Source organism: Adlercreutzia muris (genome assembly GCF_008831045.1).
Lineage (GTDB): Bacteria > Actinomycetota > Coriobacteriia > Coriobacteriales > Eggerthellaceae > Adlercreutzia > Adlercreutzia muris.
The window spans coordinates 1-13575 of the sequence record NZ_WAJS01000031.1; the positions used below are offsets into that span (position 1 = coordinate 1).

11 protein-coding genes and 1 pseudogene are annotated in these 13575 nt (G+C 66.6%); 7 read left to right on the plus strand and 5 right to left on the minus strand.

Features of this window, described 5'->3' with window-relative positions:
- Nucleotides 1–516 (plus strand): annotated as a pseudogene (locus F8D48_RS11695) (hypothetical protein); the annotation flags it as partial.
- 495 nt (nucleotides 517–1011) lie between these two features.
- Nucleotides 1012–2223: an ATP-binding protein gene (locus F8D48_RS09325; protein ID WP_151431513.1), complete on the plus strand. Its 1212-nt coding sequence runs from the start codon at nucleotides 1012–1014 to the stop codon at nucleotides 2221–2223.
- Between the two features lie 48 nt (nucleotides 2224–2271).
- Here F8D48_RS09325 and F8D48_RS09330 read toward each other — a convergent pair whose 3' ends face one another.
- Entirely contained in the window at nucleotides 2272–3579 is a 1308-nt protein-coding gene (locus F8D48_RS09330; protein WP_151431515.1) for a 4Fe-4S binding protein, read from the minus strand.
- A 77-nt stretch (nucleotides 3580–3656) separates the two neighbouring features.
- Nucleotides 3657–4025, minus strand: a complete 369-nt coding sequence (locus F8D48_RS09335) for a hypothetical protein (RefSeq protein WP_151431517.1) — start codon at nucleotides 4023–4025, stop codon at nucleotides 3657–3659.
- A 395-nt stretch (nucleotides 4026–4420) separates the two neighbouring features.
- Between F8D48_RS09335 and F8D48_RS09340 the strand changes: the two genes are divergently transcribed.
- The 5 genes from F8D48_RS09340 to F8D48_RS09360 all read left to right on the plus strand — a co-directional run bounded on the left by F8D48_RS09340 (nucleotide 4421) and on the right by F8D48_RS09360 (nucleotide 8478).
- The gene (locus tag F8D48_RS09340; RefSeq protein ID WP_151431519.1) at nucleotides 4421–4795 is read left to right on the plus strand and encodes a GntR family transcriptional regulator; all 375 of its coding nucleotides are present in this window, start codon (nucleotides 4421–4423) and stop codon (nucleotides 4793–4795) included.
- A 36-nt stretch (nucleotides 4796–4831) separates the two neighbouring features.
- A complete protein-coding gene (locus F8D48_RS09345) occupies nucleotides 4832–5716 on the plus strand; it encodes an ABC transporter ATP-binding protein (RefSeq protein WP_151431521.1) in 885 nt (294 codons plus the stop codon).
- Entirely contained in the window at nucleotides 5713–6417 is a 705-nt protein-coding gene (locus F8D48_RS09350; protein ID WP_151431523.1) for an ABC-2 transporter permease, read from the plus strand. Before F8D48_RS09345 ends, F8D48_RS09350 begins: the two co-directional genes overlap by 4 nt.
- Before the next feature lie 102 nt (nucleotides 6418–6519).
- Nucleotides 6520–6996, plus strand: a complete 477-nt coding sequence (locus F8D48_RS09355; RefSeq protein WP_151431525.1) for a MarR family winged helix-turn-helix transcriptional regulator — start codon at nucleotides 6520–6522, stop codon at nucleotides 6994–6996.
- A 123-nt stretch (nucleotides 6997–7119) separates the two neighbouring features.
- The gene (locus tag F8D48_RS09360) at nucleotides 7120–8478 is read left to right on the plus strand and encodes an MATE family efflux transporter (protein ID WP_151431527.1); all 1359 of its coding nucleotides are present in this window, start codon (nucleotides 7120–7122) and stop codon (nucleotides 8476–8478) included.
- A gap of 68 nt (nucleotides 8479–8546) precedes the next feature.
- On the opposite strand, the gene F8D48_RS09365 is transcribed toward F8D48_RS09360, so the two are convergent.
- The 3 genes from F8D48_RS09365 to F8D48_RS09380 form a co-directional block, all read right to left on the minus strand.
- Nucleotides 8547–11621 (minus strand): ABC transporter permease, encoded by a 3075-nt coding sequence (locus F8D48_RS09365; RefSeq protein WP_151431529.1) that lies wholly within the window; start codon nucleotides 11619–11621, stop codon nucleotides 8547–8549.
- Entirely contained in the window at nucleotides 11618–12301 is a 684-nt protein-coding gene (locus F8D48_RS09370; protein WP_028027004.1) for an ABC transporter ATP-binding protein, read from the minus strand. Before F8D48_RS09370 ends, F8D48_RS09365 begins: the two co-directional genes overlap by 4 nt.
- Before the next feature lie 161 nt (nucleotides 12302–12462).
- Nucleotides 12463–13575, minus strand: a complete 1113-nt coding sequence (locus F8D48_RS09380; protein WP_170272790.1) for a sensor histidine kinase — start codon at nucleotides 13573–13575, stop codon at nucleotides 12463–12465.

Here is a 13575-nt window from a genome sequence, read left to right on the forward strand (position 1 = left end):
GCCGTAAGGGCGCGGGCCACGGCCCTGGCCCGCGCCCTTACGGCCCCGTCGCCGGCCGAGACTGCCGCAGCCGACGCTGAGACCGCCGACCAGAGCGCCCGCGCCCTCAGCGAGCGGGCCCACCGCCGCATGACAGCCCCCGTCTTCGAGGACGAGGGAGCCGCGGTGCGCGTGGGCGGCCCGACCTCCGTGATCGGCCAGGAGCCTTCCCTGCTCGTGCTGGCCAGCTTCGTGAACGGGTTCTTCCCCACGCGGGACTATTTCGACGCCACGGTCATGCCTGCAGAGAAGCAGAAAACGGCCCGCGCCGCTGACATTCGCCGCCTGTACGCCGCCGTGGGCAAAGCCGGCGACCGCCTGGCGGCGAGCTGGTTCACCGCCCTGGACCTCGTGACCGCCGAGCGCCTGAAACTCGAGATCGGCCGCGTGCGCCTGCGCCGCGGCGAGCGCATTGCCACCACCGCACCGAGCATCTACCTGAAGGAGATCGCCCCTAACGACACCATTTCCGCTTAGGCGAAACGGTCGCCCCGCCTCCCCCCTCCGAGCCGCACCACCCCAACCGCGGCTTTGGGGGCGGCCGTCGACGCCTGCTTCACGTTGGCCTCCCGGCACTCATTCGCCCGCCGGGAGGCCGGCACCCGCACCACCCGCCGTGGGACGCCCGTACCGGGCAAGACGGCCCCATGTTTCGCCGGCTCCGAACAGGGTCGCCCGGCCGCCGGGACCACCGGGCAGGGCCGCCCCGCCCGGAACCCCCAAGAAAGCTCCCGCTGGGAGAGATTCGCGTTGCAAGGGATATGGGGAACGCGAGCCTCTCCCACCGGGGGCTTTTTGCATGCAGGCGCACAAGAGCCCCCGGCGGGGGCGGTTCGCGTTTGCAAGGGGGTCTGGGGATGCGAACCGGGCCCTGCTAGGCTCTGGGGAAGATAGCATGTGAAAATTTAGAATTGTATTCAAAATTTTCACATGCTACGATGAGGGACGCCGGCAAATACAGAAAGGCGATCCATGTACGTAGCCCGCGAGATGCAAGACACCGTGCTCTCCTACCTCAACCAATTCAAGGTCGTCCTCGTTACGGGCCCTCGACAGGTGGGAAAAACTACCATGCTACGCCATATGCTGAGCGATCGCTATGCCTATGTCACCTTGGATGACCTCGACCTCCTTGGCCGTATTCAGGACGACTCGGCCCTGTTCTTCATGGAAAACGAGCCTCCGATTCTCATCGACGAGATACAGCATGCGCCCGATCTGTTCATGCGCATAAAAAACCTCGTTGACGCATCGCCCCAGAAGGGGGCCATCGTGCTCACCGGCTCGCAAACTTACCGCCTGATGCATGGGGTGAGCGAGTCTCTGGCAGGCCGCGTCGGCATCCTGGAAATGCGCTCGCTGTCCCTCCGTGAGGTGACGGGCACCCTCAGGCGCTCGCCCTACGTTCCTGAAAAAATTTCCCCCGCAAGGCAAAAGGCTCCCGCTCCTTTCGACCTGTGGGCTCATATCCATCGTGGCTCAATGCCAGAGCTCCTTGACGATCGTATCGACTGGCAAGCCTATTACCGTTCCTACGTACGTACCTATATCGAGCGCGATGTGCGCGAGCTGGTCCAGGTGAGGAACGAGCGGACCTTCCATGACTTCATGATCGCTTGTGCCGCTCGAACGGGACAGCTGCTCAACATGAGCGACATTGCGAACACGGTGAACGTAGACGTGGCAACCGTGCAGGGGTGGATCTCGGTGCTGGAGGCCTCCGGTGTCATTCATCTGCTCCGGCCTTTCTGGGCGAACACGACCAAGCGGCTGGCAAAAACCCCTAAGCTCTTTTTCACGGACACCGGCCTCGCCTGCTACCTCTCGGCCTGGAATAGCCCCGAGACGCTGCGGAGAGGCGCTATGGCCGGTCATATGTATGAGACCTTCGTAGTGACCGAAGTGCTGAAGTCATTCGATAATTGCGGCGCCGATACACGGCAAGTGCACTTCTATCGGGACGCGAGGAAACGCGAGATCGACCTCGTTATCGAGGAGGGCCATGTGCTACATCCCGTGGAGATAAAAATGGCATCGAACCCCACGAAAGACGCGCTGAAGAATTTCACCGCTCTCGAGGGCATGGGCGACTACGAGGTGGGCTTCGGGTCCGTCATCTGCCAAACGCCAAAGCCTTACCTCATCACTCCCGACGTCCAGGCCATATCGGTGTTCGACATATAGGGCCGCCCGCACCTACCAGTGAGCGCGAAGGGTCACCTCCGCCTCCTCCTACCGCTCGTAGACGTTGGGGACGCCGAGCAGGTCGCTCATGGCGTTCACGATGGACTTCGGGCTGCTGACCTGGTACTTGCGGGGGCGCATCTCGATGCGCTCGGAGCGACCGCGGCGGGTGACGTCGGCGGCGAACACATCGGTCGAAAGCGTCAGCGCGCCCGTGGGGCAGATGTCCTCGCAGCAGTGGCACTGCACGCAGCGGCCCGTGTAATGGTCGATGCCGAAGGGCTTGCCGGTCTCGGCGGCCGTGGCAGCGTCGCCGAACTTGTGGATGGCCTCGGTGGGGCAGAACGTGGCGCACATCTGACAGGACGTGCACCGCTCGCCATCGATGATGACGTGGCCGAACAGGGGCGTGTCGATCATCACGTCGGCCGGTTCCCCCATATTGCTGAGGGCCAGAAGTAGGCGGCCACGGCGCTCGGGAAGGAAATGGGGCAGGGTGCCGTCGTCGCTCACCTTCACGAACACGGGCTCCTCGGGCTCTTCCATGCCCAGCTTCTCGCGCACCACGTGCTCGGCCGTGATGGTGGCAGCGGCCCGGGCCTCGTCGCGCATGGCGGAGAAGAAGCCGCGGCGGCCCGTGTCGAACTCAGCGGGCTCGGCCAGACGCACCGAGCGGGGCAGTTTGCCCGTCAGCTTCACCGCAGCGTCGCTCCCCCAGGTTTCCAGCAGCAGGGCGGCCGTATCGCGCACGCGCTGGGCCGTTTCGTCGGCCACGGCCTCCACGCCGGTCTCCACACTGGCCTCAGCAGCGTCGGCCTCGGCGGTCTGGGACGCCCGCGCCTCGCCCTCGGCACCGTCGGCGACGCTGTCGCCGACGGTGCCGGTCGCGGCCTTCTCGGCAGCCGCGGGGCCCGCCACCAGCACGATCGAGGAGGCCCCGCCCGCTGCGAGCACCGCGATGAGACTCTCGTCCACCCGCCCCAGGTGCTTCACCACGGCCACCTTCCCTGGATCGCAGCGGCCCTCGGCGGCGGCCCGCATGGCCTCGTCAATGATAACCGCCACGCCGTCGTTGGCCTGCATGGCGGCCACCGCGGCCTTCAACAGTTCCTTGTCATCGGGCTTCTGGGCCTCCAGGGCCGCCGTAGGGCACACCGTGGCGCAGGTGCCGCAGCCCACGCACTGCTCGGGCGCGATCATAAGATCGTTACCCTCCACGGCAATGGCGCCGGTCGGGCAAGCCGCAGCGCAGCGGCGGCACGTGGCGTTGCGGTTGCGCACCACCACGCAGCGGTTCGGCTGCACGCGCAGGCTCTGGCTCTCCAGCTTCTCGAACAGTCCCAGAATGTTGTCCACGGTATCCCCCTCGGGTCGGTTGATGGCAGAACAGGACGATGCCCGCGCCCTCGTTCGGCGCCAGCATTCGTAAGAACTTATGCGAGGAAGGCCTCGGCAGCGCTGTCGAAGAGGTGCTCGGTGCCGTCGGCGTACTCGATGCCCCAGCACCCACGCTCGACGGTGAACTCCGGCGCGAACATAAGCGGCGCAACGCCAGCCTCAGCGCCGGCGGCCCACTGCCCCTGGAAGGCCTCGTCATTCGCGTCCCAATAGGGGCGATGCATGCGCACCGCGAGGCGGATGGTATGTTCGATAGGCTCGCCGTCGCTCGCGGCAACAGGCGCCACCACGCTGGGCGCCACATAGGAATAAGAGCGCTTGATCTCCGCCACCAGATCGTCGGAGTACTGACGCTCGTTCACATCCATATTCAGAATCAAAGAGGGTCGAATCGTTGCGGCCATGATGGTTCCTTCCACAAATCATCGTCCCCAAACCCATTGCTCAGTATGGCGAAGTTTACCGCCCCTGTCAACGAAAAAGGCGACCCCTCACAGCACGACAGCGGCCGGCTCGCACGATGCAAGTCGCCATGCGGGGCGTAGCGCTTGGTCTTTTACGACGAGACTGCCAGAAACCCCTTGACGGGTGTGTATAGGTGTGTATATACTGTGCTTGTAGGGTATATACACTATTCACGCCCTTGCCGGTGAAGGGACGCCGACAGCGGGGAGGGCAGACCGAGAGGTGCAAGCTCGCTCGCATCGACCAAGCCGCGGCATCCCACAGAAACGAGTCGCGGAAGCCGCATCACGGCAGGACGATGCCGCGCAAGCGAGCGCCTCGCGAAAGAGGACCTTTGGACATCATCATAGCGAACGGAAGCAGCGAGCCCATCTACGAGCAGATCGCACGCCAGATCAAGAGGGCCATCATGGCCGGTGAACTGGCCGAAGGCGACCCGCTGCCCTCCATCCGCGCCCTGGCCAACGATTTGCGCATCAGCGTCATCACCACCAAGCGGGCCTACGCGGAACTGGAGGAAGCCGGGTTCATCGACACGGTGCAGGGCAAGGGCTCCTTCGTTGCCGGCGGCAACCTGGAGCTTTTGCGCGAGGAGCGCCTCCGCCAAGTGGAGGCCCACCTCGCCCGCGCCGTGGCCGAGGCGACCGCAGCCGGCATCGGCCCCGCCGATTTGCACGCCATGCTGGACCTGCTGCTGGAAGAAGACTGACCCGCGGGGCGCAGCGGCCCCGCACGAGGAGACATCATGACCAACCTCATCGACATAGAGAACCTGGGGAAGCGCTACGACGGCTTCGCGCTTGCCGGCGTGAACCTGGCCGTGGAGCCGGGCTGCGTCGTGGGATTCATCGGCTCCAACGGCGCTGGCAAGACCACCACCCTGAAGGCGACCCTCGGCATCATCGGCGCCGACGAGGGCACCGTGCGCCTGTTCGGTCAGGCCGTCACGCCCGGCTCGGCGGCCCTCGACGAGCTGAAGAGCCGCATCGGCGTGGTGCTGGACACCTGCGCCTTCCCGAGCACCTACCGCGTACGCGATGCGGGCCTCGTCGGACGCGCGGCCTACGCCACGTGGGACGCCGCTCTCTTCGACCGGCTCCTGAATACCTTCGGGTTAGCCCCCAAGAAGAAGGTGAGCGAGTTGTCGCGCGGCATGGGCATGAAGCTGACGCTGGCCTTCGCCCTGGCCCACCATCCCGAGCTGCTCGTGCTGGACGAGGCCACGGCGGGGCTCGACCCCATGGCCCGCGACGAGGTGCTCGACATCCTGCGCGACTTCATGGCCACCGGCGAGCGCGGCATCCTCATGTCCACCCACATCACCTCCGACCTGGAGAAAATCGCCGACACCGTGGCCTGCATCGACGGCGGCCGCATGGTGTTCACGAAGCCCAAGGACGTCATCACCGACGAGGCCGGCGTGGCCCGCTGCCGCGCCGCCGAGGTAGAGGCGCTCCTCGCATCCGATCTGTTCGCCCCGGGCGCCCTGCGCGTGATGCGCCACGACTACGGCGTGGACGTGCTCGTGCCCGACCGCTTCGCCGCCGCCCGCGCGTTGCCCGACTTGGTCGTGGACAAGGCCACCATCGAAGACTACATGACGCTGATGCTGAAGGGGGAATCCCGATGAAAACCATGATCGTAGCCGACTTTTCCACCATGCGCAGCGCCCTGCTGCAACTTGTCGGCATCTGCCTCATCATCGCGGTATTCATGGGCGTCGTCGCCGACACGGTGGTGGGGGCCATAGCCGCCATCACCGCCATGCTGCCCTTCATGTTCCTGTTCTCGCTGGCCGCCACCGACGAGCAGAACGGGTGGGAGCGCTTCCGGCTCACCATGCCCATCACGCGGCGCCAGGTGGTGTTCGGCCGCTATGCGAGCCTCGCGCTGCTCACGGTCGCCGCCGCCCTCTTCGGCCTGCTGCTCGCCGCCGTCATCATAGGGGTGGCAACCGCGCTGCCCGCGGGCACGGCGCCGGCGGGACTGACGGCCGAGGCGAATCCGCCGGCCTTGATCATCGGGGCGACTGCGGGCACCGTGGTCGTCATCGCCGTGGGCTCATCGGTGGCGCTGCCCCTCATCACGCGCTTCGGCATGACCCGCGGCGCGCGCATCGTGCCGCTCGTGGTCGTGCTGGTCATGTCCGCCGCCATCGGCTTCATTGGCGACGGCGCGGCCATCGACAGCGCGCTTGCGGGCCTTGTGCAGTGGCTCGACACCGGCAACAACTACCTGTTACTCGCCGTGGCCATGCTGCTCGTCGTCGCTGCCATCTACATCGCGAGCGCGTTTCTGTCTGCCAAGCTCTATGAGGGACGGGAGTTCTAAGCTCCTTCTGAAAACCTTGTGAATCTCTTGTCTTGGTCTGATTTCGGACTATACTAGCGAACTCGTTAGTCCGAAATCAGACCATTTCTTTTGAGGGAACCTATGACCGCCGCACCGAAGACCGGCACCGCCCCCACCCCGGAGCGCACCGCCGAGACCATCCGCGCCATCGACGACTTCTACCGCCGCGCCGACGAGCTGTACCGCCAGACCGCCTGGCGCATGGGGCTGCCCGACTGCGCCTTCGACATCCTGTACGCCCTCATGGAGGAAGACGGCCTCACCCAGAAGCAACTGTGCGAGCGCGGGTTCTCCTCGAAGCAGACCGTGCACTCGTCGGTGAAGCGCCTGCAGGCCAAGGGCCTCATCGCCCTGCGCGGCGACAGTCCCCGCACGATGCGCGCCTTCCTCACCGAGCGCGGCCGCAGCGAGTACGCGGAGCCCATCCGCGCGGTGCTCGCCGCCGAGCGCGATGCCGTGGCCATCTTCAGCGACGAGGAGCAGCGCTGGCTCACGGGGGCCATGGAGCGCTACATAGACGCGCTCGACACAAGGCTGTCGGCCCTCTCCTTCCGCTAGCCGGCGTCGATCTGGGCCAGGCCCGCCAAGCACCGATCTGGGCCAGGCCCGTCAAGCACCCGATCCGCGCCCCGCCCGCCGGCACCCCCTCCCGTACTACCGCACCACCCGAAAGGTTTTCCCATGTCCGTCGATATGTCCAAGCACTTCTCCACCAGCGCGCTCATCAAGTTCACGCTGCCCACCATCGCCATGATGATCTTCACCTCGTGCTACACCATCGTGGACGGGTTTTTCGTGTCCAACTTCGCGGGCAAGACGGCCCTTGCCGCCGTGAACCTGATCTTTCCCGCTGTGATGATTTTGGCCTCGGTGGGCATGATGGTCGGCACCGGCGGCAGCGCACTTGTGGCCAAGACCTTGGGCGAGGGCAACCGCGCCCGGGCCCGGCGTCACTTCTCGCTGCTCGTCATCTTCGCCTTTGCCGTGGGCTCGGTGCTCGCCATCGGCGGCTGGTTCTTCATGGAGCCCACCGCGCACCTTCTGGGCGCCACCGGGCAGATGGCCGCCCAGGCCACGCTCTACGGCCGCATGATGATGATCTCCATGCCGTTCTTCATCTTGCAGTACGCCTTCCAGAGCTTCTTCGTCACGGCGGGCAAGCCCAACTACGGCTTCTACGTCATCGTGGCGGCCGGCGTGGCGAACATCCTGCTCGACCTGCTGTTCGTGGGCCTGTTCGGCTGGGGGCTCGTCGGCGCGGCGCTGGCCACCAACATCGGCGAGCTCATCGGCGGCGGCGTGCCGCTCGTGTACTTCGCCCGCAAGCGCTCTACGCACCTGTACTTCGCGCGGCCGCATCTGCGCTGGCCTGTCATCGGGAAGGCCTGCCTGAACGGGTCGTCGGAGATGGTCACCAACATCGCCATGAGCCTCGTGGGCATCCTGTTCAACTGGCAGCTTCTGCGCTTCATCGGCGAGGACGGCGTGGCGGCCTACGGCGTCATCATGTACACGGCCATGATCTTCTCCGCCGTGTTCATGGGCTACGCGATCGGCTCGTCGCCCCTCATGAGCTTCCAGTTCGGCGCGCAGAACCACGCCGAGATGCGCTCGCTTCTGTGGAAGAGCCTGGGGCTCATCGCCGTGGCCAGCGTCGTCATGTTCCTGCTCGGCCAGTGGCTTGCCGGCCCCCTCGCGGCCATCTTCGTCAGCTACGACGCCGCCCTGCTGGAGCTGACCGCCAAGGCCTACCGCCTGTACGCGCTGTGCTTCTTGTTCATGGGATTCGCCATCTACGCCTCGGCCTTCTTCACGGCGCTCAACAACGGCCTGGTCTCGGCGCTCATCTCGTTTCTGCGCACCCTGGTCTTCCAGGTGGCGGCCGTCATCGTGCTGCCGATGCTGTTCGGCATCGACGGCATCTGGCTGTCGGTCACCATAGGAGACGCGCTCACCTGCCTGGTGGCCGCCACACTCATGATCGCCCTTTCCGGCCGCTACGGCTACCGGAAGCGAGGAGAGAAGCCGGCAGCAGCATAGAGGCAGCTGCCGGCTCGGGGCCCGGGCGGCACGCTCGCGGCTGCCGCCCGCATAGCCGCAATGGACTCCTACACGCTGTCCATGCGCAGGGCCTCCACGACGTTGTCGGCCTTGCAGCGGTGCATGCCGTAGGCCACCGAGATGCCCACGGCCGCCGCGGTCATGGCAAAGGCCAGGGCCACGTAGGCCCAGGGCACCATGAAGGAAAGGCCCGACAGTGAGCCGGACACCGCTACCCACAGCAGCCAGGACACCAAAAGCGACAGCAGCACGCCCGGCACGAGGCCTCGAGCGCACCAGGCCACGCACTCGTCCACGATCATGGCGCGGAACTGGCGGTTGGAAAGCCCCACCGACCGCATGACGGCGAACTCGCGGCGGCGCAGGATGAGCCCGTTGGTCACCGTGTTGAACACATTGGCCATGGCGATGAGCGCCAGAATCACCGTGAACAGCAGGCAGAACACGTTGACGACCATGGCCAGCGTCTGGTTGCTGGCAACATCACCCGCATAGTCGTTCATGGCGAGGAACGCCACCTCGAAGGGAGCCTCGTCGTGGAAGAAGGTGCCCGCCGCGTTCACCAAGTCGTCCCCCACCTCGCCCGAACGGCCCTCTGGCGCGTCGAAGGAGGCGCGGAAGGTGGGGTCGATGATACCGAGGCTGTGGGTGGCCGCCAGGGACATGGGCACAATGAGCTGCACCGATTCTCCGTACATGCCCACCAGCTCGGGAGCCTCGTCCAGCACAGCGACAACCTCTACAGGAGTCGTGGCCGTTTTCACATCGGCCGGATCGAGGTTGCGCGTCATCCCGCCGTCAGCTCCATTAGGCTCGAACACGTAGGGCACAAAGTCGAAGCCCGCGCCGTTCGCGCCGTCTGCCTCATAGGCCACGGCGAACCCAGACACGACCTCGCCCTCGTAGAGGCCGGCTGTCAGCGCCTGCACCGTGCCCGTAGCCGTAAGCACGTCGAGCAGCTCGTACACGGCGCCGTTGTTCCCATAGGCCTTCCCCACCCCCAGGGCCCGCGGCTCAGTCGGGTCGCGGAAGTCGGCGGGGTTCAGCCCCGCGTCGGCAACGCAGCGGTCGAACGCCGCGTCTTCCAAGTACACCACCGATCCCATCACGGCAAAGGAGCCGTCAGCCATCTGCCCCCCGTGCAGGGCCCCATCGGCCTTGAAGGCATCGCCGACCATGGCCTCGGGCACGATAAGGGGCACGCCCCCATCCAGACGCCAGCCCACCGGCTCGGCATCCGGCGTCGTCTTCAGCACCTCCCAGGCCTTTCCGTAGACCGCGGCCTCTTCGGCGAAGCGGGCGTTACGGGCCTCGACCACGGCCTCCAAGGTGAGGGGCCCGTCATCGGCCAGGGCAGCCGGGTTCGCATCAGCAGCGCCAGCGTCCGCGCCCTCGGCTCCGGGCGCATTGCCAGCCGCGTCCGCGCCCTCGGCCCCATCCCCGCCCGGTGCCGTATCGTCCGAAAACATCGCCACCACACCCACATCGCCCGCATCGACCGGGCCGCCGGCCACCTTCGTCAGCGTCCCCAAAAACGCGGACAGCGATCCGGCCGTCATGAGCAGCACGATGGCCAGGGCCAGCGACACCGAAGCGGCCATGCCCTTCGACGCGCCACGCTTCTCGTTGATGCGCGCCAGAAGGCCGCCCATGCCGAACACGCGCCCGGCGATGCCGCGGCCGCGCCACAGCTTGGCCGGGTTGGCTGCCCGCGCCGCTCGCGCCGCCCCGCGTTTGGAAGCCCGGGCCGACTGGTTTCCGCGCAGCGCATCGATGACGTTCACCCGGCTCGCCCGCCAAGCGGGCACGAACACGCTGAACAGCACTGTGGCTACCGTGAGGCCGGCCGCCACCGCCAGAGCCCACGGCGCCACCGACAGGTTGAAACCCACCTCGGCCGCGCCGAAGATCGTGGCCAGCGACGGGCCGAGGGCCGCAAATGTCACCGCACAGCCGCCGATGCCCACCACAAGCCCCAGCGGCACGCCGATGGCCGCCACGATAAGCGCCTCCAGCGCCACGGCTCGACGCAGCTGCCGGCGCGAGGCCCCCACCGAGGCCAAAAGCCCGAACTGGCCGGTGCGCTCGGCCACGGAAATGGCGAAGGCGTTGTAGATGAGCGACACGCAGGCCACGATGATGACCACGGCCAGCACCGCCGCGATATTGAAGAACGTGTCCCAAATGGCACCATCGGTGCGCACGCCCATATAGCGCAAAAGCCCCATGTGCAACTCGGCATAGCGGTCGGGGAAGGCCTCTTCGATGCGCTGTTCCACCGCGGCCGTGCTGTCCACGCCGGCCATGGTCACATAGGCCCGATTCAGCCCCGTCAATTCATCGTCCGGAGAACCGCAGGTGAAGGCCGTCATGCCGAAGCCGTGAGAGGCGACATAGGGAATATTGTCGTAGAATCCCACCACCGTATAGGTGCGCGTGCCCGTAACGCGCAGCTCCTCGTTGAAGATGCCGCCGTCGAGGGCGGCATCCAAATACCCTATGGACGAATCGAGCACGGTGCCCTCAGCGATCTCGTCCTCGGCAGCCTCCATCCCGCCGACGAAACCGCCGCTCGCCGGCACCTCGCCGTGGGTCATCGAGCCAGTGCGCCCCGGAGCGAGCACCGCCACGCGCTCGCCTACGGGCACCGTAAGGGTGTCGCCCACCTCCACGCCGTCGCCGGCGGTGCGCCACGTATCGAAGAGCATGATCTCGCCGGCCTTCTCGGGCAAGCGCCCCTCGCTCGGCCGCAGGGAGCACAGCGTTTCGATGTCGCCCGAGAAATCCGCAAGGGGAAGATACCGGCCGAAGTAGTTCTGCTGCTGTTCGGTAAGCTCGCCGAACCCGGCGTCGCGCAGGTAGGCGACATCGGCGATCTGGCCCGCAGCCTGGGCCTCCCGCGCCTCCGAGGCCAGAGCGTCGAAGTCGTCGCCCTGCACCTCGGCCATCCAGGTGCCGGCCATGCGCGTCTCGGCCTCGTAGAGCATGGCCTGCAAACTCGTGTAGCTGGTGAGCACCGCCGTCAGCAGCGCCGCCGCCAGCACCACACCGGCAATGGTCACCAGCGTGCGCACTTTGTTGGCTCGCAGGCTCTTGATGGTGAAGGTGGTCATGGCGTTCATCGGCGGATCCTCTCATCGCGCACGATGCGGCCGTCCTCCACGGCGATGATGCGGTCGGCGGCCAGGGCGATCTCCTCGTCGTGGGTGATCACCACCATGGTCTGGCCGAAGTCGCGGTTGGAATCGCGCAGCAGCTGCATGATCTCGCGGCTGTTGGCCGTGTCCAGATTGCCCGTGGGCTCATCGGCCAGCACCACGGCCGGCGCATTCATGAGAGCTCGTCCGATGGCCACGCGCTGCTGCTGACCGCCCGACAGCTGGCGCGGCAAGTGCCCCTCGCGCCCGCGCAGGCCCAGCCGGTCCAGCAAGCCGCCCAGACGGTCCTGGTTCACAGTGCGGCCGTCCAGGGCCACGGGCAGCGTCATGTTCTCCACCACGTTCAGCACGGGCACCAGGTTGTAGAACTGGTACACCAGGCCCACCTCGCGGCGGCGGAACACCGCCAGCTCCTCATCGCTTCGCGCGTACACATCGGCGCCGTTCAGCAGCACATGGCCCGACGTGGGACGGTCTACCCCGCCGATGAGGTGCAGCAGCGTCGACTTGCCCGAGCCCGACGACCCCACGATGGCCACGAACTCGCCCTCTTGCACGCTGAAGGACACGTCGTCCAAGGCCCGCGTGGCCGCCTCGCCCTCCCCGTAGATCTTCGTCAAGTGGCTGACGGTGAGAATATCCATACCGAATGCCTTTCTTCTCCTGATTTCCCAATCTACGGAACAGTATGGGCAAGCCCCCTTGCCGCCCCATAACGCGCCCATTACGGAAGTGTAAGCGAAAAGCACGGCGAATCGGAGGGGCCGCACGCACCCAACCACGAGGGGGCGCAGACGAGAAGCCCCTACACCACCAGCTTCGGGAAGGCGATTTCGAAGCGGGCGCCGCCCTCGGGATTGTTGGCGGCCCGCAGCGTGCCGCCTTGGGCCGAGATGAGGGCCTGGGCCAGGGAAAGGCCGATGCCGAAGCCGGCGGGCTGGCGCACCTCATCGACAACAGCCGCAGCCACGGACGGGTGCGCTCCGGCAGCGCCGGTGCCCCTGCCGCCTTCCCCGCCCTGGAGGCCGTTCGCGCTCCTTGAATCTTCCGCACCCCGAGCCCCCTCGTCGCGACCGCGGTAGAAGCGCTCGAAGATATGGGGCAGATCCTCCGCGGCTATGCCAGGACCCGTGTCGCTCACCGCCAAGGTGGTAGCCAGGGCGTCCTCCCGCACGGTCACGGTCACGGTACCGCCGGCGGGAGTGTGCTCCATGCAGTTCTTCACGATGTTCTCCAGGGCCTCGGCGCTCCACGGGGCATCGCCGACAAAGGTGGCAGCCTCATCCAGGTCGAGCACTAGGTTCACGTCGCGCAGGTCCATGGCCGTGGCCAAGGGCCCAACGGCCCGGCGGGCCACCTCGCCGGCGAGCACCTCGCGCCGCTCCACATGCATGGCGCCCGCATCCACCTTGGCGATCTTCAGCAGCGTGGTCACGAGCCACGACACCTGGTCGAGCATCCCCTCCAGCTCGCGCACGAGGCGACGGCGCTCCCGCCCGTCGTCGGTGCGCTCGATGAGGGGCAGCATGAGGCCGATGGCCGTCAGCGGCGTGCGAATCTGATGGGACACATCGGCCAGGGCATCGGCCAGGGCGTTGCGCTCGTGAGACAACTGGTCACGCGTGCGCCCCAGACGCGCGACCATCTTCGCCAGCTCGCTCGTCAGAATAGCCACGTCGCCCTCGCGGCACGTGGAGAAGTCCACCCGTCGGCCGCCGTGCAGCACCTCGTCGATCTCGGCCGCCAGGCGCATGATCTGGCGATGGCGGTACAGCGAGATACCACAGAAAAGCCCGAGAGACACCACTCCCATGGCCACCACCCACAGCTTCGCATCGGCCGGGGCCAGCCACGCCAGCACCGCGCAGAGGGCCGCCAGCACCGCCGCCTGGCGCAGCAGCGTAGAGAGGGAGCCCAC

Bases quoted from the DNA above. Each gene is read 5' to 3' on its own strand.
- F8D48_RS09365 (WP_151431529.1), bottom strand. From the start codon at position 11,621: ATGAACGCCATGACCACCTTCACCATCAAGAGCCTGCGAGCCAACAAA.
- F8D48_RS09355 (WP_151431525.1), top strand. From the start codon at position 6,520: ATGACCGCCGCACCGAAGACCGGCACCGCCCCCACCCCGGAGCGCACC.
- F8D48_RS09350 (WP_151431523.1), top strand. From the start codon at position 5,713: ATGAAAACCATGATCGTAGCCGACTTTTCCACCATGCGCAGCGCCCTG.
- F8D48_RS09335 (WP_151431517.1), bottom strand. From the start codon at position 4,025: ATGGCCGCAACGATTCGACCCTCTTTGATTCTGAATATGGATGTGAAC.
- F8D48_RS09360 (WP_151431527.1), top strand. From the start codon at position 7,120: ATGTCCGTCGATATGTCCAAGCACTTCTCCACCAGCGCGCTCATCAAG.
- F8D48_RS09325 (WP_151431513.1), top strand. From the start codon at position 1,012: ATGTACGTAGCCCGCGAGATGCAAGACACCGTGCTCTCCTACCTCAAC.
- F8D48_RS09370 (WP_028027004.1), bottom strand. From the start codon at position 12,301: ATGGATATTCTCACCGTCAGCCACTTGACGAAGATCTACGGGGAGGGC.
- F8D48_RS09345 (WP_151431521.1), top strand. From the start codon at position 4,832: ATGACCAACCTCATCGACATAGAGAACCTGGGGAAGCGCTACGACGGC.